This window comes from Legionella donaldsonii, from assembly GCF_900452385.1.
GTDB classification, from domain to species: Bacteria; Pseudomonadota; Gammaproteobacteria; order Legionellales; family Legionellaceae; genus Tatlockia; species Tatlockia donaldsonii.
In genome coordinates this window covers 812,806-830,405 of sequence record NZ_UGOA01000001.1, presented here as the reverse complement: position 1 = coordinate 830,405, position 17,600 = coordinate 812,806, and the positions used below count along the sequence as shown (strand labels likewise).

The following is a 17,600-nucleotide window of genomic DNA, read 5'->3' as shown; positions in this document are numbered from 1 at the left end:
ATGGCATTTAGTCTATTCATTCAGTCTTGCTAATTCAAGCAAACAGATTAACGCTTTGTTTTTATAAAAATATTCATATCCATAAATGATTGCCCCTAAAACGCTCCCTTGCTATGCTAGCAAAACTTCTTTCTGCTTAAGTTTGCTTATGGACAGTCTTCATATCCAGGGTCTCACGGTAGCCGCCCGCATTGGCGTCTATGATTGGGAACAGCGAATTTGCCAACCTTTATTAATCGATATTACTATTCCAGCCGACTTTACTCATTGTGAAGATAATTTAGCGAATACTATCGATTACGCCAAACTATGCCAACAAGTCACCAACTATGTGGAAACAAACTCCTTTCATCTGATCGAAACAGTCGCTGACCAAATTGCCCGATTAATTAAAAATGAGTATAACCTACCACAGCTAACCATTAGCATTAGTAAACCGCAAGCAATAAAAAATGCTCGCGATATTCGGGTGACTGTAACTCGTTAAATAGAGTTGAATGGTTGTGTGGAGGGTGTGGCCACTCTCCTTTCATCAGATGGCTTAGAAAACGAAAAAAGCCTTCTATAAAAAACCTCGTCCTTCTTCGCAGGAGGATTTGTGGATTGGTGAGTAATCTCCTGTTTTGCGAGTCTTGAAGGCTCACTTTGGCTTATAGCGCCGTCTCCAGTCGTTGGATTAAATTGGTCAACGATTAGGTAGCTAACCGCTGTCAAAATGAACAAAGTCAATATTAGACCTCCTGATAAAGCAGAGGCAAAGCCGATCGCAGCCAAACTTCCTGCAGTCAATGCAGATAATCCCAATCCTTTTGACATAATAGTTGAGATGAGCAGACCAACAATTAATAGTGTACTTGCACCAGCCCCTAATCCAACAGAAGCATCTGCAACAAGAAATTCTCTCAGCCATGAACGGCGTTTATCAAGTGCATCATCAACTGAGAGTTTTACACGGTAACAGTTGAGCAAAGTAAATCCAGTCGTTGACATCATAATCAACATCGGGATCAAAGGAGAAACACCCATGCCTGCTATTGAAAAACTAATAATAAACGCTAAAAAAGCAATGGCACTAAAAACTAATAGTCCTTGATTTTGACGAATATTTTTTTGAAAAAAACGATCCAATCTATGGTGTTCAAATAGATAAGCTAATGAACCATTCAAGCAAATATCGGTAAAAAAAGCAGCCTTGTCAGTGGAGTTCATCGCACAACTGACCCCGTTTTCCTCTGTCACAATTCGGGCGCAAGGCGCGTCATTTAAACCATCACCGACAAACCAAACACCCCCTCGAGTTTTTTTAGGTTCGACAGGCTTCACACCCGCCCAACTACTTCTTAGTTTTCTTAAAAATGCGTCTTTGCTAGCAGACCAACCTTCTTTTTTAGGTGCAGGAACAGGCTCAAAGGTTTTCATTAATTCCCGCAAAAAAGCTTCCTTCATATTTGGCTGTTGCTCAGCATGAATATTTTTTGGCTCAAAAATGGTTTCTTCACTATCTGGATAGGCCTTTGCCGATAATTGTTGGTTAAATGCCCTTGCCGACGCGGGATTATCACCAGTAAGCATGATTAGCGTTTTACCTTCTTTCTTTAGGCGCTTCAGCGCTTCTAAAATATCATTTCTTGGCTCATGTTGTATGAAAATGACTCCTTTATAATCCCTATTTTCAGCCACATAAACTGGCGTATAACCTTGAGCTGATTTACTTTCAATCAAAAGCGAATGCTCATCCGACAACACCACACCAGATTGCTGCATATAATCCGCATTACCTAAATGGATTGTTAACCCTTGAACAACCGCTGACAGACCACGATTTTTAGGGTCGCGAACTACTTCACTTATATCCTGAAAGACAATACTCTTAGCAATCTTGTCTTCATAAAAACGGTTGATTGCATTAGCAAGTGGATGTCCCGCACCATGATTTTTTTCTAATAAATGAATTCGTTGCCAGGTGGAGTCGTTAAGCCCTACATAGGACTCCACCTGGCTTTTACCTGTTGTAAGCGTGCCTGTTTTATCAAATACAACGGTATGAATTTCCTCCGTGTTCAAATTTTCATTCCGCAATAAGATATTCTTATTATTGCGCTGATAGATACTCAGCAACTGCGGCAACTGATGCGCAATAGCAATAGTGCAAGGGCAAACAGCAAATAAAATACCTGTAATATTTTTTAATACTAACGGAACAGTGAATATTCCCAAAGCAAGCGGCGTAACGGCTGAGGCAACAATACTTACAATAATCAGGCTTATATAAAGCGAGGTAAATTTAGAAGAGTCAGCTATGGTAGCACTCGCTTTGGGCGCTCGATTCGAACGAAATAATAATTTATTAACGGTACTATTATAAGAATCATTCTCCACATACACAGTCACTGTTTGACCAAGATTAACTGCACCAGCCGGAATCATCTCCATCCGTTGTTTAGGCTGTTGTGGCTCGCCTGTTAATAACGACGCATCAACCAGAGTACTCCCCTGTATCAGGGTACAATCTACTGGGAAACAGTCACCAACGTTCACTTGGATAAGCATGCCTTTTTTTAATGATTGTTTGGGCTGCATTACTCTATCATTACCCAACATGCCCTGTGTGGGAATTAAAAACTCTTCAACATCAATATCCGCAGACCGTGTTCCCATTAACAACTTTAATTTTTCCTGCTCCTCTTCAGAAAGTTGATAACAAGAGTATTGTTCTGCCATTTGGGGAAATAATGATTTCACACCTTTTAAATGCATTGTCTTTGATTTTTGTAAAACCAAACGTTTAATTTCATCCATACCATTGACCATTGCTATCAGCATTACCGGCATAATGAAACTCATGAATACCATCGAAAAACTACTTGCCAGAGGCATGGTAATCGAATGATAGAGGGTATGAATCAAAGACAATAGCCAACCGAGACTAACCGTCGAAGACATATCATTAATATTTTTATTACGCAGGTTATGTAAAAAGGTGGATAGATAATTTCTCCCCGTATAAGCGGTAGTTAAAGTAGTAACTGCTGTTAAAATAACTGTTAAAAATAATGAGGGGGGATAAGCGAGTGATAAAATAAAAATACCAAACATGGCGACTAAATTAATTAAAATATTGATCCGGTTAGGCCACTTTGATTGATTTTCTGACTCCAGATTTTTTTCATCAATGATTTCAAAGTCGTGAAATTCAATTGAGGTTATTTTTTTTTTGAGGATATCGAGAATAGCTTGATTATGTTTACCATCCTGGTTAAACCCGTCTTCTCCACTTCGAATCGTTACAAATATTTCCTGAGTACCTAACCGCGGTTGGGCATCAATAGAATCGATTGCAGCGTCAGACGGTAATAAGTCAGTGCCACTCAAATCACTGAGTGCATCTTGCACTGCAAAACCACACCCTCCGTGACACATAATCCCAGACACTAAAAAAGAACCCTGAAATATTATATTTTTTGGCATAAGTTAAATTCCTGTCGTGATGCACGCCTTTGCAAGAATTATCGTTGAGTCTAATATTCTAACTTCCTTTCAACGATGGCAGAGGTAAAGGCATCAAGTAAGCATTACCTTGACTTCCTGTGTGTGTTGGAACTCACTTCTTCCGAAATTCGACTATCATGACGTATCGTTTCGTTCCCCAGCTTCACTAAAGCAACCACTGAAGAAATTTCTTTATTCTCCTAGGCATCCATTTTCCGAATCATCCCTGTAATACGCTCTCTCCGTGCTACGGCTATCCGTGCTTTTTCAGCATCTCCTCGTGAATGAAAAGGTCCGAGAACTACCCTAAACCAATTGCCCTGCTGCTGAGAAGACATCGCAACGTGAACATCAAAGCCCTTCAAAGTCAGAGCCGCTTTCAAACGTTCAGCCTCCTGCTTATTTTTGAAAGAAGCAAGCTGCAGCAAATAAGACTCTTTGCTACTGGTATTAGCGACTGTTATAGGTTTACTTTCTGCAACGACAGCAGAGGTCTGCGCTTGCTGATTTGCAGCGGGTGGCGTAGGAGTAATCGAAACAGAGGCTGCAGGTGATGAAGGTGAAACTACAACTTTTGTTTGCGCCGCTATCGTAGCAGGATTAACCTGATGGGTTACCTGTGCAGGTGCGCTGCGATCTTTAGCTAGTAAGGTATAAAACTCAAATTTTGGCTTTGGCATTTCATTGGGTTTTGCAACGACTTGTGCCGTATTTTTTTGCTCATTTTGCTGTCCTAATACCTGCGTATTAATCCATGTAGTTAAGCTGGTAAAATCAAACACTGTCGCTGCCAAATAACCACCTACAAAAGAAGCTAGCACCCAAAATACTTGCTTAGGGGCACTACTCCTTTGCCTACTCGGCCTTCTTCCGTAATCCTTTGCCATCACATGCTCTCAGGAGTTGATACACCAATTAAATGCAAGCCATTCCTCAAGATTTGACGTACTGCTTTTAGAAGGCATAAACGCGCATTCCTTAAGACCTCTTGCTCGCACAATAATTGTACGGCATTGTAATAGCTATGCAATCCATTCGCTAACTCCCGTAAATAATAGGCAAGCTGATGCGGTTCACAAGCACTGGCTGCTGCCACAATTACTTCCGGGTAACGATTTATTAAAGAAATTAGAGCGGCTTCCTGTGGTTCCACGAGCAATTCAATATGGGCAAGCCCCTTTTCCTCATCCCATTGCAAACCACGCTCTTGTAATTGCCGCAACACTGAACTAATACGTGCATGAGCATATTGAATGTAATAAACAGGATTATCATTTGATTCAGACTTAGCCAAATCCAAATCAAAATCCATATGTTGCTCTGGTTTACGCATAACATAGAAGAAACGAGCAGCATCATTGCCAACTTCTTCACGTAGTTCTCGCAGAGTCACGAAAGAACCACTTCGAGTAGACATTTGGACTCGTTCACTACTACGATAAAGAATCGCGAATTGTACCAATAAAACATCCAAGGCATTTTGGTCATGACCCAAAGCCGTTACCGCTGCCCTGACTCGCGTTACATAGCCGTGATGATCAGCACCAAAAATATCGATAACGCGTTCAAAACCTCGAGCATACTTATCCCAGTGATAAGCTACATCCGAAGCAAAATAGGTGGTATGCCCATTTGCACGGACCAACACACGATCTTTCTCATCGCCAAAATCAGTTGCACGGAACCATAAAGCGCCTTCTTTTTCGTAAGTATGGCCAGCGTCTTTTAATGCCTGGATCCCTTTATCAATTGCTCCGCCATCCAGTAATGATTGTTCTGAAAACCAGTAATCATAATTAACACCAAAACCTGCCAAATCATCTTTAATATCATCGAGTACCGAATCCAAAGCCAACTTGTGGAACAATTTAAAGCCCTTTTCACCGAGCAGAGTACGCGCTCGAACAATCATGGCATCAATATAGACTTCTTTATCCCCCCCTTGTGGCTCATCAGCAGGCAAGCCCTCTTGCACCACAGACCAGGGATGTACAAAATCATGGCCGTATTGGTTTAAAGCGTCCTGGGCAATAGTGACGACATAATCACCACGATAACCATTAGCAGGAAAAACGATTCCCTCACCAGCCAGACTCAAATAACGCAGCCAAACACTTGCAGCAAGAATATTCATTTGACGGCCAGCATCATTCACATAATATTCACTACTCACCGCAAAACCTGCAGCCACTAATAGATTTGCCAATGTTGCACCAAAAGCAGCACCACGGCCATGACCAACATGCAGAGGACCAGTTGGATTTGCCGAGACAAACTCCAGAATAACTTTCTTTCCTTGCCCAAAATCACTACGACCGAACCGCTCGCCTTCTCTAAGTATATGAGCAATAATTTGGCTGCGTGCTTCATTACGCATGAAAAAATTAATAAATCCGGGACCCGCTATCTCAACTCGCTCTACAGCTGAATGGGAAGGTAAATGATTGATGATTAATTCAGCTAATTGACGGGGCGCCCGGCGACATGGCTTGGCCAACATCATAGCTAAATTCGTCGCAAAATCACCATGACTACTCTCTTTAGCGCGCTCAACTTTGATGTCTACTTCAACATCTTGCGGAATAACAGTTGATTCTTTGAGCGTTGTAAGCGCCTGGGTGAGCAATTGTTCGACGGTTTGTTTCATAACACTTTTTTCACTCGTCAAAAAGCAGCTATTATGCGCTTTTTCGTACCAGTTGCAAAGTCTATTGGCAATATCAAAGGAAATCCATGGCAATTAAACCTGTTAACCCTAAAACAGAAATAATCAGGCGAGTTTAGCGGTAAAAAAATCGACAAAAGCACGAATCTTTGGTAATTCAAAATCATAAGCACGGTAAAACATGAAAATTTCATAATGACGAAAAACATATTGCGCTAACACCGGGACTAAATCACCACTATCCAACCAGGATTTCACCAAGATATCCCCCGTCAAAAACAAACCGACCCCGGCCAGACAGGCTTGATTTAATGCCTCAAAATTATCCATGTAAAGAATAGGTTTCGCACAATGTAATTGCCCCCCATCAGCAAGTGGTAAAAAGTGAGCCGGTTTACGCAGGCTATGTGAGATGATCCTAAAGTGCGGTAATTCCTCTGCATCCTTTGGCAAGCCATAACGGGCAGCAAATTCTTTGGAAGCACAGAGGATATTATTCACACTAAACATTTTACGGTATTTCAGTGTTTCTGTTGCCGGCGGAATAACCGGAAACCCTACCATAATATCGATGTCAGTCCGAGCCAATTCATCATCCTGTTCTGAAAAAAGTAACTCCAGATGAAGCAATGGGTAAGCCTTGATAAACGCTGGCAAATGCTGTAACACCCATTCTTTGGCAGTAATCGTTGAAACCAAGACCCTTAATTCTCCTTGCGGCTCCTCTCGGTTTGATTCGATAAATTGATTAACAGCCTGGATTTGTTCTTCAATTGCCTTACATCGCTCATAAAATAGGTGGCCAAACTCGGTAAGATAGACACGACGAGTAGTCCGTAAGAACAATTGTTCACCAATTGCCTGCTCTAAATTTTTAATTTGTTTACTGACAGCTGTTACAGTCAAATGTAAGGTCTGGGCTGCAAGAGAGAAACTAGCCAACTCAGCCACTTTTAAAAAACAGGATACCTGCCCCTGGTTATACATTGCTTTGAACCTTGATTATGAACTTATTGTTCATAATGAATGAATTATAAGTAAATTTACAACTTTTTTGACTTAATTATACTTATTATAAGGTTGTCAACGAGGCAAAAAAATGACTATAAAAACAACAGGCTATCAATACCATCACATGGGTATACCGACGGATAGTCCCCGTGAAGGTGAAAAATACAGTTCCACCTTCAAAATGTACACTAGTGGCGGGCAAAACAGTGAGTATCGTATTCAATACCATCGCTTTGAACCCGACTCTCCGTTACATCCTTTAATAAAAACCAAAGTCCATGTGGCCTTTCAAGTACCTAGCCTTGATGAAGCCCTGGCAGGGAAAGAAGTGATTCTTGCACCTTATGAGCCTTTCCCGGGATTTAAGGTCGCTATGATTGCAGAATGTGGCGCGCCCATTGAATTCATTGAAACAGAATTAAGTGAAGAAGAAATTTGGCACGGCAGTCACAAGGGGTCAGTGATTTATCCTGAGATAGAGTAACTCATTGTATCACGGACTATTGGAGAGGATTTCTCCTCTCAGTATTGGTTTAAACCTACTAAAGGGTTGTTTACATTTCTACTCTATGAGCACTTGGGCCTGGCTTTTTTGTGCTATCCTACCCCCTAACGAACCTTCGCTCTAAAATGAACAGGTCAAACGCATTTATGGGTATTAATAAATTTGCCTTGGATACTCCCTGCCTAGTGATTGATAAAGAGAAGCTGGAGTACAATCTTAAATTAATGCAGCAACATGTTGATACAAATCGTATTAATCTTAGACCTCACTGCAAAACGCATAAATGCTCGCAACTGGCAAAACTTCAACGCCAATATGGAGCAATTGGGATCAGCGCAGCAAAAATCTCTGAGGCAGAAGTACTCATTAACCAGGGGATCACGGGTCTTCTAATTACGTCTCCCCTTGTTAGTGCCTACAAAATAAGGCGCTTATTGAACTGCCTAAAAAAATCACCTGATACGATACTAGTCGTTGATAATGAGGAGAACATGGCGGAGCTCGCCACAGCAGCTGCTTCCATTAACCAGAAAATAAATGTTTTACTTGATTTGGATCCAGGTATAGGGAGGACTGGGGTTAAACCTGAGTTCGCTTTGCCCTTGGCAACCGCTATTATAAATTCCAAATGGCTAAACTTCCTTGGTATCCAGTGCTATGCAGGGAATTTGCAACATATTATTTCTTATGAGCAACGACAAGAAAGCTCTTTAAAAGCAATGCAGCAGGCCAGTGAAGTAGTAAAAATGCTTAAAAATGCGGGACTGCCCTGCCCTATTTTAACGGGTACTGGCACAGGCACCTACGATATTGATAGCGCAGTGGCAGAAATCACTGAAATACAACCAGGATCCTATGCCGTTATGGATGTTGATTACGCCAGAATTGGCTCCAAAGAAAATCCCCATCAGTTCACTACCTTTCAACATGCCATGACCTTACTGACTACTGTCATTAGTAGTAACCGTCAGGAGCATGTTACTGTTGATGCAGGTACAAAAGCACTTTATTTTGATCCGGTGAATCGACCTAAAATCATCAGTCATCCTCATTTAAATTACGATTGGGGTGGCTTTGGTGATGAACATGGCAAAATAACGGCCCAAAACAATGCTCCACTACCAGCTAATAAAGAAGTCCTTGAATTAATCGTTCCGCATTGTGATCCCACCATCAATTTATTCGATAAATTTTATATCACCAGCAACGACATCGTTATTGATGTCTGGGATATTGATGCACGGGGTGCTGCGCAGTAACAGGTAAATCAACCATGTCGCCATTTACTTCTATTAATATAGAGACTTTAATACTCGTCGCAGTTTGGGAGAAACCTTTTGTCTTTCAAGGCTGTTTTAAACTGACAGATAAAAATAAACACAAGCAACGCTTGCTCTTTTTTCGTTGTGAATGTGATGGCGTCGATCAAGTAGAACTCCTTGAACAAAATTTTCCTATTCGTCATTATCACTTAACGCATCTCTATGATGAATTCAGTCACATTCAACTTCAATCAACTGATGACAGCGCGGCAGATGCTTTGTATATCTTACAATATGCTATCCATACCACCTTGCAAGAAATGCTAACCAACAGCAAACAACATCGCACAGCGATTGATGAAATAGCCCTAAAATTGATGAGTAGACGTATAGAACCCCTATTCCACTTCGCCTCTTGGTCTAATGAAGAAAATGAGCTTGGTTTTGCAGTAGCAATGGATTTTTTCCCCCACAATGAAACCACTCAGAAAGCCGTCCTGCTTTTGTTAGAAGAAAGGGAGCCATTTTTTCCAGATTACCGGGCATTACATTAGTCCATTTTCAGGATAGAAGTTACTTGGATTAGCTAATTCTGAGTCAAAACCCACTTTCAAAGCCAATAATTATTCACAACGTATAAAATTTTTTTTTGAAAAGGCGAAAGGTTATCCTTTTGATATTTCTATTTTTTTATTTCCCAATGCCCGTCAAGCAAGGTGATTGTACTATTTTCTCAATGAACAGATATTATACTAAAGAAAACATGTGCATTTTTTGACCTTAAGGGAGAGCATCATGCCTGGTTTCTTTGATAGAGCTAAACAAGCTATTGTAAACAAATCGCTTGGAAAGAAAGAGCCTGACGCAAAACAAAATCCTGTGGAAAATTATGTCGATCATGCCCATTTTCTCCTGATTAAATCACTACAGAAATTTGATACATTAAAAGAAAAATACGGAAAGCTTGAAAAAGACGGAACTGAAGCAAGCTTTTATGATCTGTTATCGTTTATCAAAAAGGAAGCCAATAAACATCTTACTATTTGCGAAAAATTACGCGATGGCCATGATTATTTCGATGAAGTTGTAGGTGCCACTGCAATTCCAGCTCTTGGCATGATCGCCTCTACGGCCGCACTTGGTATGGCAATATGGGAAGGAGCGCAAGCTTTAGCGATTCACGCTGGTTTTAAAGAAGGCACAGACAAGGAGAAATCCGCCCATTTGGAAAATGCAGGAACAATGTTACTGGCTTCTGCTGCGGCCTTTGTTGGAGCGGTTGCAAGCTTCTTAAAATCAGCGATCAGCCTAGTCACTCGACCGGTGGTAACCGCAATTGAAGGCTTTGCCGCACAAGATAAAGATCGTTTCTATGATAAAAGCAGTATCGCGGCCAAGCTATAAGAGTTATTTACAGAAAGACCGGTTTTAAGCCGGTCTTTTTTATCCTCTTACTAAAACGGAAGAAATCTACAGGCTACAATTCTCTGGTAGCACGGGTATAGATTCATCACTATTTCTATAAAGGGCAATTAAATCCTGTCTATTTTCCTTAGTTTGGGTAAAAAAACTTTCTCGCTTCTTTTCATAGTGATGAGCGAACATTGCTGATATTTTTTCCATCTTAATATTACGGCGTTTAGGGCCTTCTTCCTCAATTGAAGTCGGATTCAGGGTGTGGCAACAACGGGTTAAAGGAACATACTCGCTATTAGATTGTGCCCAGAAAAAACCATTTCTATCCGGTGTCGCAAGATTACCCGCATAATAATGAATGGGAGCTTGCTCTGATCGCAACCATTGAGTTTGAAAGGTTGAGGCACGTTCATAATTATTTTTCTGTGAGCCGCAAAAATAAGTGTGCACTGTTGTGATAAAAGGAGCTATAACAAGCAGATCATATTCAAAGCGCTTTGTTACAGTTTCCATATCCAGGAAAATAGCTTGGCTGGCTTCCGCACAATTAGCAACTACCGTTGGTTTCTCTTCGTAACCATGAGCAAGTATATAAACTTTACTCTCCGGGCTTATTAAGTCTGGAGAGTAGTCATCTTGATGATAAATAACTTTCAACCGCTCTTGTGAGCTTACTCTATGATTTGTTTTCCATAAGGCAGCCCCACTCGGCAGATCCCCTGCTTCATCTCTGGAAAAAGGAATGTAAAGAATAATCATGGCTTGTTTTTTTAACACAAAGAGCGCTATTTTAACAATCAATGATTAAGAAAATATTAAACATTTGGAATAAAAAAAGACCGAATGGTTTACAATCATTATTATGGAAACAAAAGAACTATTCCTAAGGAATTTTTTGTAACGGACGCACAGGGAGAGAGGGAGGCTATTTTGAAAGCAATAAGACCCCAAGGATGTCTCTTTATTCTCCTGTTTCTATTTCTGGGCTATGCTTTGTCAGTATCAAGTAGAACAACCCATTTCGCCCCCGAAGCACAACCATTCAATGAGTTCGCTTTTGATCTTTATCGACAATTAGGCACAACCGATCAAAATCTTATTTTATCACCCTATAGCCTATCGTCCCTTCTCGTTATTTTAGCTAATGGTGCTAGTGGCAATACTCAACAACAGCTAAATCAAGCGCTTCACTTTCCTCCAGGAAATACCAATCATGCCGCTGAATTAGCTCAAATTAATACCGCGTTAATGCCCGATGGGGATTGCCAGGGATGGCTCAGTTGCAAATTTAAACACGCTGGTAAATGGTTTGGCTTCAACCAATCATCCACTTTTTTAATTGCTAATTCATTTTGGGCAGAAGAACGTTTGATTTATAAGACGCCCTTCCTGGCCGCTATGGGACAAATAAATCATTTTTACCGGGTTAATTTTAATAAAGCACCTGAGGCTGCCAGACAACGTATTAATAACTGGGTCGAAGAGAAAACAGACCAATATATCAAAGAGCTGATTACTCCAGGCATGATTAACAGAGCGACGCAACTCATTCTGGTCAATGCGATTTATTTTAATGGGGTATGGGAGTCCCCCTTCAAACCGGAAGCCACGGAGCAAAAGCCCTTCCTGTTATCAGACGGAAACCCTCTACAAACAGCTATGATGGGCAAGCTGGATAACTTTTTCTATAGTGAAAATGATCGTTTACAAATGCTGCAATTACCTTATTTAAAAAGCACCATAAGAATGGCGGTCTTATTGCCAAAACCTACTCACTCAGTAAAGGAAATACGACAAACATTGACTCAAGTAACATTTGCCCAGCTTCTTCAAAACGCCACTAACCGCAAGGTTCTTGTTAGTCTGCCGAAATTCAAACTGGCATCCACCTTTAAATCCTTAAAACAGCCTTTACAACAAATGGGTGTTATCGATGCTTTCAGTGATAAAGCTGACTTTTCCAACATAACAACGTCTGCGTTGGCAATTTCCGATATAATTCAAAAGGCAGTTATAGAAGTTGATGAAAAAGGTACTGTCGCGGCGGCTGCAACGGCTGTCGTGATGTTTGGTAGTGCTGTACAGCAACCGATGGAATTTAATGCAAACCATCCCTTTTTATTTATTCTCTATGATACTCAATCAGGAGTTATTCTCTTTATAGGGCAGGTTTTCAATCCGCAAAAGGAATGAGCCATTAGTAGGTTACATCAGAACCTGGATCTGTGCATTCATAACCAAAAAATACAAACATAGGCATAAAGAAGACTCATACCAATCACAGGAATGACAAGAAAGCCCAAAAAGACATGAATCTGGGTTCTATTCTCTGCAGATGCTTGATAAAATTTTTTTAGCTTCTTAAAAACTGACATCAGTAGGCGCCTTGAATGAAGCCGTTTCTATCAGTATAAACCAAATAAAATTATTAGAAAGCCAGCCGCTATAAGGTTTCGTAGGCCTTGTGTATTTGCCCATCCTGCGACAACATAATGGCCAAAGGCCGGGTTGCCTCAAAATGAGCAAAAATAATCATCATCATGACGGTAATAGGCACCGAAAGAAACATGCCTAAAACACCCCAGACAGCCCCCCATAAAGCCAAGGCAAATAAAATGACCAGAGCACTTAAATTTAATGATTTTCCTAAAAAGCGTGGTTCAACAAGATTACCAACAATAAACTGTATGGCGACAAGGCCTGAAGTAATGATTATAAAAGGCAGCCAACTTTGAAATTGAATTAGCGCCAATAAGGCAGGAAAAGCTGTCGCGAGGATAGCACCAATATTGGGAATAAAATTTAAGAAAAAAATAAGTAAGGCCCAGAATTCTGCAAAATCCAAACCGACGCATTTCATAATAATCCAACTCGTCGTTGCTGTAAGTATACTTAACAGGGTTTTTAAACCCAAATAGGTTTGGGTATCCTTTACAATGTGGGTAATGATGTTATTGACCAATTGGCGATGGCCAGCCTGAGGAAAAAGAGCGTCCAGCTTTTGAGTGAAAAAATGTTGTTCTACAAATAAAAAAATGACATAGAGAGCGATTAAAACGGCAGAGCCTGTGATAGTGGTAAAAACACCGTAAATGTTGACTAAAATACCCTGCAAACTAAGACCACGTATAAAACCATCCACATTTGCCAGGGTTTTAATATGAAAACGCTCATCCACCCTATTAAAAATATTAGTCAAATTCTCCTGATAACGAGAGGAAGCCGCAATCACGTCATTGACATTATTACTAATAATATCAATGAGAATCTTTACCAGAAGTGCTACTACCAATAACGCCAATACCATACTAAGCCAATTAGGTAACCGGGGACCAACAAAAGGCGTCCGCTGCACAGCGTTATGGATTGTGTTTAACAGGTGCCAGATAAAGACTGCAATAACGATAGGAATTAATAAACTGCGACCAGCAATAAGCAAATAGCCGATGATCGATACTAAAATCAAACTGGCTGCAAATGTAACGGTACGAACCCTTGTTCCAGCATTTATAGTCATAAAGGTCAACAGTAACTTATTTTCTGCTATTATGAGTTTTTTTTCTTACAAATCATACTGTGTTACATCAATCTTGTGAAATTTTAGCAGGGGTAGGCCCGACATTGAGTGCCAAACTTAGCAAATGTGGTATAACCACAGTCGCTGATCTGCTCTTTCATCTACCCTATCGCTACCAGGATAGAACTCGCATTACAGCCATTCGTGACCTGCGCGCCAATGACTGGGCTGTGATTGTTGGCAGAGTCTGCAAAACAGAGGTGAAATATGGCAAGCGCATGATGCTTTATTGCCATGTGGAAGATAAAACCGGTATTTTGCAGCTGCGCTTTTTTCACTTTAATAAACAACAAATCAAAGCACTGCAAGAATGTACTCTGATACGTGCCTTTGGGGAAGTACGCGAATTTGCTAATAAGTTTGAAATGATTCACCCGGAATACCAATTATTAGCAAATGAAGAAGATTGTATAGTGGATGAAACCCTGACACCGATTTATCCTTCAACACAAGGTTTGACACAAAGCCGCCTGCGACAACTGGTCAAAATAGCCCTGCAAACCTGCCAAGAAACCATCGACGAATTGGAATGGATGACGACAGAAGAGCTACAACAACAGCAGTTTTACCCTCTCGCACAGGCCCTTACAACATTGCATAATCCACCCCCCGACATTTCCTTACAAACCTTAGAAGAAGGCACACACCCTGCTCTGCAGCGTCTGGTATTTGATGAGTTATTGGGGCAGCGCCTGGCCATGCAATTTGCCAGGCAGCATAGAAGCCAGTTATCAGCACCACTGATTTCCCAAAATCAGGAATTACAGACGCGCTTTATTGAGCAGTTACCCTTTGTATTAACAGCGGCACAACAACGCATCAGTGAAGAAATAGCGAAAGATTTATCACAATCAAAACCCATGTTACGCCTGGTTCAAGGTGATGTGGGTTCTGGTAAAACGGTGGTAGCAGCAATGGCTGCTTTACAAGCCATTGCGAATGGCTATCAAGTGGCGTTTATGGCCCCAACGGAATTGTTAAGTGAACAACACGCAGCTAATCTACAAACCTGGTTTAGTCCTCTAGGGATAGGCTGCCGTAGGCTCAGCGGTAACATGAAAACCAGTGAACGCAAGGAAACATTGGCATTGCTGGCAAATAATGACTGCCAAATACTTATAGGAACCCATGCCCTCTTTCAAGAGAATGTTCTCTTTGCCAAACTCGGTCTGGTAATCATTGACGAACAACATCGCTTTGGAGTCGAGCAACGCTTATTATTACAGCAAAAGGGACAGCAAGCGGCACTTAATCCTCATCAACTGCTAATGACTGCTACCCCTATCCCAAGAACCTTGGCAATGACTCAATTTGCTCATCTTGATTTATCGATTATTGATGAGTTACCCCCGGGGCGTACGCCGATCAGTACCGCCGTATTAAGTCAGGAAAAACGTGAACCAGTTATCAGCCGCTTACAGTCGGCCATTGCCGATGGTCGGCAAGCCTATTGGGTATGCACGCTTATAGAAGAATCGGAAAAATTACAGTGTATGGCAGCAACTGCCACGGCCGAAAATCTCCAGGCCCAATTACCTAATGTACGAGTTGGCTTGGTTCATGGTCGAATGAAAAATATCGAAAAAGAAGCCACTATGGCCGCATTTAAACAGGGAGAAATTGATTTATTGGTAGCAACTACCGTTATTGAAGTAGGGGTGGACGTCCCTAAAGCCAGTTTAATGATTATTGAAAATGCAGAACGCCTGGGCCTCTCACAATTGCATCAATTACGTGGCCGAGTGGGACGTGGCAGTACGCAATCTCATTGCCTGCTTCTTTACCAGTCCCCCCTTTCACAACAGGGTGCTGAACGTTTACGCATCATGCGGGCAACCTGTGATGGTTTTATCATTGCAGAAAAAGATCTGCAATTGCGTGGATCCGGTGAAATATTGGGTACACGGCAAACAGGCTACCATCAATTTAAAGTGGCCAATCTACAACGCGATCAACATTTTTTCCCAGTCGTAGCAAGGATAGCCAACCAGTTAGTGCTTGAGAATTCTCAGCTGGCGCGCACGATTGCTCAGCGCTGGTTAGGTGATTTTGAACAATTTTTACAAGGTTAAAACGCCAGGAAAACTATTTTTCCTCGCAACAATAAATTTTGTAAAAATAGTTAAAATATTCCAAGTCAAGACTGTTTTTTCATTTTTTCTTTAGCTAATATAGTCGAAATGGCTTCGCTGTCTCCTCAAGCCATTCCTGTGGATAACTTATTCATTACTTCTAACACAATAACACGCGTCATGCGCCCTTCTCTGCCATCGATCTTTGACGGGACTGGCTTATATTGTTTTTCCTTTAGTTATTTAACGCTTCCTTTTATCCACAAAATCTGTGGATAATCCTGTGTACAGGATGGGAAAAAGCTTGAAAATAAAGCGTATCATTTACCTGCCTCAGAACTTACCAACCTGCTCCTGCTTACTAACAAGGCTCATGAAACACGTCGAGATCAAGGCAAAATTCGCTTTTAATGACGGCCTTAATAAAAACTAACTATATGAATTAAAATGAAATTTTAACGAATAGATCGGAGTTTGCGTAAGCCCTGAAATACTTGAGCTTGACCCTTAGCAGGGAAAGGTTAAAATACTGGTCATTTTATTGTCAGGTCACCCCATGTCGTCACAACGTAAAGCAGTCGCCTTGATTTCTGGTGGTTTAGATTCCATGTTAGCCGTTAAAATTGTTCAAGAACAAGGCATTCATGTTGAGGGAATCAATTTTTATACGGGTTTTTGCCATTCCGGCCACACGTCGGCAATCCGTAATCGTAAAAACAATACAAAACCCCTTCGCAATGATGCTCTGTGGGTTGCAGAGCAACTCGGCATTAAATTACACATTATTGATATCGTTGAGCCTTACAAAGATGTTTTATTGAATCCCAAACACGGTTATGGCAAAAATATTAATCCTTGCCTGGATTGCAAAATTTTCATGGTGCAACAAGCACATGAATGGATGATAGAGAATCATTTTGACTTCATTATTACTGGTGAAGTCGTCGGTCAACGTCCAAAATCGCAACGAAAAGCCACTATGCCCCTTATTGCAGAAGAATCCAGGGCAGAAGATCGTTTATTACGCCCTTTATGTGCGAAGTTATTGCCACCAACGTTGCCAGAACGTGAGGGTTGGATTAATCGTGAAAAACTGTATGATTTTCAAGGCCGTAATCGAAAACCACAGTTAGGGTTGGCAGCAACAATGGCCATTGAAGAATTCGCCCAGCCTGCTGGCGGTTGTTGTGTATTAACTGATGAAAATTACACTCGACGCTTACGAGATATGTGGGAACACCGTGACAGTCGTGATTATGATATGGAAGATATTATTCTTTTAAAAGCAGGCAGGCATATCCGTCCCCAACCTCATTATAAAATGATCATTGCCCGCGACGAAGCCGAAAGCAATTTTTTAACCGGCTATCGCAAAGAATTCATCCATATGCAAATACGTGCACATCGTGGTCCGATGATTTTAATTGAGGGACAACCCACAGCGGATGACTTGTTTACTTGTGCCCGCATTGCTGGCCGCTTTTGCTCCGGACGTGATGAGCCGCAGATTGAAGTAGATTTACACCATCTGGATGGCCAAACTCAGATATTACAGGCTAAACCGATGCGCGCGGAAGAAATTCCCCAAGAATGGTATTTGTGA

15 protein-coding genes are annotated in these 17,600 nt (G+C 41.2%); 8 read left to right on the top strand and 7 right to left on the bottom strand.

Annotated elements, in window-relative coordinates; all coding sequences use genetic code 11:
- The first annotated feature begins 148 nt into the window (after positions 1 to 148).
- Positions 149 to 487, top strand: coding sequence for a dihydroneopterin aldolase (gene folB / locus DYC89_RS03915; protein ID WP_115222644.1), 339 nt, complete (start codon positions 149 to 151; stop codon positions 485 to 487).
- Here the strand turns inward: folB and DYC89_RS03910 are convergent.
- From DYC89_RS03910 to DYC89_RS03895, 4 genes are all read right to left on the bottom strand, one after another.
- Positions 484 to 3,468: an HAD-IC family P-type ATPase gene (locus tag DYC89_RS03910; RefSeq protein WP_115220592.1), complete on the bottom strand. Its 2,985-nt coding sequence runs from the start codon at positions 3,466 to 3,468 to the stop codon at positions 484 to 486. The genes folB and DYC89_RS03910 overlap by 4 nt on opposite strands.
- Positions 3,469 to 3,689: 221 nt before the next feature.
- On the bottom strand, positions 3,690 to 4,376 hold the full coding sequence (locus DYC89_RS03905) for an SPOR domain-containing protein (protein WP_115220591.1): 687 nt from the start codon (positions 4,374 to 4,376) through the stop codon (positions 3,690 to 3,692).
- Positions 4,376 to 6,136 (bottom strand): arginine--tRNA ligase, encoded by a 1,761-nt coding sequence (gene argS / locus DYC89_RS03900; protein WP_115220590.1) that lies wholly within the window; start codon positions 6,134 to 6,136, stop codon positions 4,376 to 4,378. Before argS ends, DYC89_RS03905 begins: the two co-directional genes overlap by 1 nt.
- Positions 6,137 to 6,259: 123 nt before the next feature.
- On the bottom strand, positions 6,260 to 7,141 hold the full coding sequence (locus DYC89_RS03895; protein WP_115220589.1) for a LysR family transcriptional regulator: 882 nt from the start codon (positions 7,139 to 7,141) through the stop codon (positions 6,260 to 6,262).
- Positions 7,142 to 7,253: 112 nt separating this feature from the next.
- Here DYC89_RS03895 and DYC89_RS03890 point away from each other — a divergent pair, with 112 nt between their 5' ends.
- The 4 genes from DYC89_RS03890 to DYC89_RS03875 all read left to right on the top strand — a co-directional run bounded on the left by DYC89_RS03890 (position 7,254) and on the right by DYC89_RS03875 (position 10,336).
- Positions 7,254 to 7,649: a hypothetical protein gene (locus tag DYC89_RS03890; RefSeq protein ID WP_115220588.1), complete on the top strand. Its 396-nt coding sequence runs from the start codon at positions 7,254 to 7,256 to the stop codon at positions 7,647 to 7,649.
- 167 nt (positions 7,650 to 7,816) lie between these two features.
- Complete coding sequence (locus DYC89_RS03885) at positions 7,817 to 8,929, top strand: DSD1 family PLP-dependent enzyme (RefSeq protein WP_115220587.1); 1,113 nt, start codon at positions 7,817 to 7,819, stop codon at positions 8,927 to 8,929.
- A gap of 14 nt (positions 8,930 to 8,943) precedes the next feature.
- Positions 8,944 to 9,486 (top strand): hypothetical protein, encoded by a 543-nt coding sequence (locus DYC89_RS03880; protein WP_115220586.1) that lies wholly within the window; start codon positions 8,944 to 8,946, stop codon positions 9,484 to 9,486.
- Positions 9,487 to 9,727: 241 nt separating this feature from the next.
- The gene (locus DYC89_RS03875; RefSeq protein WP_115220585.1) at positions 9,728 to 10,336 is read left to right on the top strand and encodes a hypothetical protein; all 609 of its coding nucleotides are present in this window, start codon (positions 9,728 to 9,730) and stop codon (positions 10,334 to 10,336) included.
- Between the two features lie 66 nt (positions 10,337 to 10,402).
- Here the strand turns inward: DYC89_RS03875 and DYC89_RS03870 are convergent, their stop codons facing one another.
- On the bottom strand, positions 10,403 to 11,125 hold the full coding sequence (locus DYC89_RS03870) for a hypothetical protein (protein WP_115220584.1): 723 nt from the start codon (positions 11,123 to 11,125) through the stop codon (positions 10,403 to 10,405).
- Between the two features lie 153 nt (positions 11,126 to 11,278).
- On the opposite strand from DYC89_RS03870, the gene DYC89_RS03865 reads away from it, so the two are divergent.
- On the top strand, positions 11,279 to 12,541 hold the full coding sequence (locus tag DYC89_RS03865; protein WP_220271764.1) for a serpin family protein: 1,263 nt from the start codon (positions 11,279 to 11,281) through the stop codon (positions 12,539 to 12,541).
- A gap of 38 nt (positions 12,542 to 12,579) precedes the next feature.
- On the opposite strand, the gene DYC89_RS16460 is transcribed toward DYC89_RS03865, so the two are convergent.
- Positions 12,580 to 12,723, bottom strand: a complete 144-nt coding sequence (locus tag DYC89_RS16460) for a hypothetical protein (RefSeq protein ID WP_165482115.1) — start codon at positions 12,721 to 12,723, stop codon at positions 12,580 to 12,582.
- 68 nt (positions 12,724 to 12,791) lie between these two features.
- Positions 12,792 to 13,865 carry an AI-2E family transporter gene (locus tag DYC89_RS03860; RefSeq protein ID WP_115220582.1) on the bottom strand — a complete coding sequence of 358 codons (1,074 nt, stop codon included), beginning with the start codon at positions 13,863 to 13,865 and terminating at the stop codon, positions 12,792 to 12,794.
- 59 nt (positions 13,866 to 13,924) lie between these two features.
- Here DYC89_RS03860 and recG point away from each other — a divergent pair, with 59 nt between their 5' ends.
- Complete coding sequence (gene recG / locus DYC89_RS03855; RefSeq protein ID WP_115220581.1) at positions 13,925 to 15,997, top strand: ATP-dependent DNA helicase RecG; 2,073 nt, start codon at positions 13,925 to 13,927, stop codon at positions 15,995 to 15,997.
- Between the two features lie 556 nt (positions 15,998 to 16,553).
- A complete protein-coding gene (locus tag DYC89_RS03850) occupies positions 16,554 to 17,600 on the top strand; it encodes a tRNA (5-methylaminomethyl-2-thiouridylate)-methyltransferase (RefSeq protein WP_115220580.1) in 1,047 nt (348 codons plus the stop codon).

Excerpts from the sequence above, each read along its gene's own strand:
- folB (WP_115222644.1), top strand. The coding sequence starts at position 149 with ATGGACAGTCTTCATATCCAGGGTCTCACGGTAGCCGCCCGCATTGGC.
- DYC89_RS03910 (WP_115220592.1), bottom strand. The coding sequence starts at position 3,468 with ATGCCAAAAAATATAATATTTCAGGGTTCTTTTTTAGTGTCTGGGATT.
- DYC89_RS03905 (WP_115220591.1), bottom strand. The coding sequence starts at position 4,376 with ATGGCAAAGGATTACGGAAGAAGGCCGAGTAGGCAAAGGAGTAGTGCC.
- argS (WP_115220590.1), bottom strand. The coding sequence starts at position 6,136 with ATGAAACAAACCGTCGAACAATTGCTCACCCAGGCGCTTACAACGCTC.
- DYC89_RS03895 (WP_115220589.1), bottom strand. The coding sequence starts at position 7,141 with ATGTATAACCAGGGGCAGGTATCCTGTTTTTTAAAAGTGGCTGAGTTG.
- DYC89_RS03890 (WP_115220588.1), top strand. The coding sequence starts at position 7,254 with ATGACTATAAAAACAACAGGCTATCAATACCATCACATGGGTATACCG.
- DYC89_RS03885 (WP_115220587.1), top strand. The coding sequence starts at position 7,817 with ATGGGTATTAATAAATTTGCCTTGGATACTCCCTGCCTAGTGATTGAT.
- DYC89_RS03880 (WP_115220586.1), top strand. The coding sequence starts at position 8,944 with ATGTCGCCATTTACTTCTATTAATATAGAGACTTTAATACTCGTCGCA.
- DYC89_RS03875 (WP_115220585.1), top strand. The coding sequence starts at position 9,728 with ATGCCTGGTTTCTTTGATAGAGCTAAACAAGCTATTGTAAACAAATCG.
- DYC89_RS16460 (WP_165482115.1), bottom strand. The coding sequence starts at position 12,723 with ATGTCAGTTTTTAAGAAGCTAAAAAAATTTTATCAAGCATCTGCAGAG.
- DYC89_RS03860 (WP_115220582.1), bottom strand. The coding sequence starts at position 13,865 with ATGACTATAAATGCTGGAACAAGGGTTCGTACCGTTACATTTGCAGCC.
- DYC89_RS03850 (WP_115220580.1), top strand. The coding sequence starts at position 16,554 with ATGTCGTCACAACGTAAAGCAGTCGCCTTGATTTCTGGTGGTTTAGAT.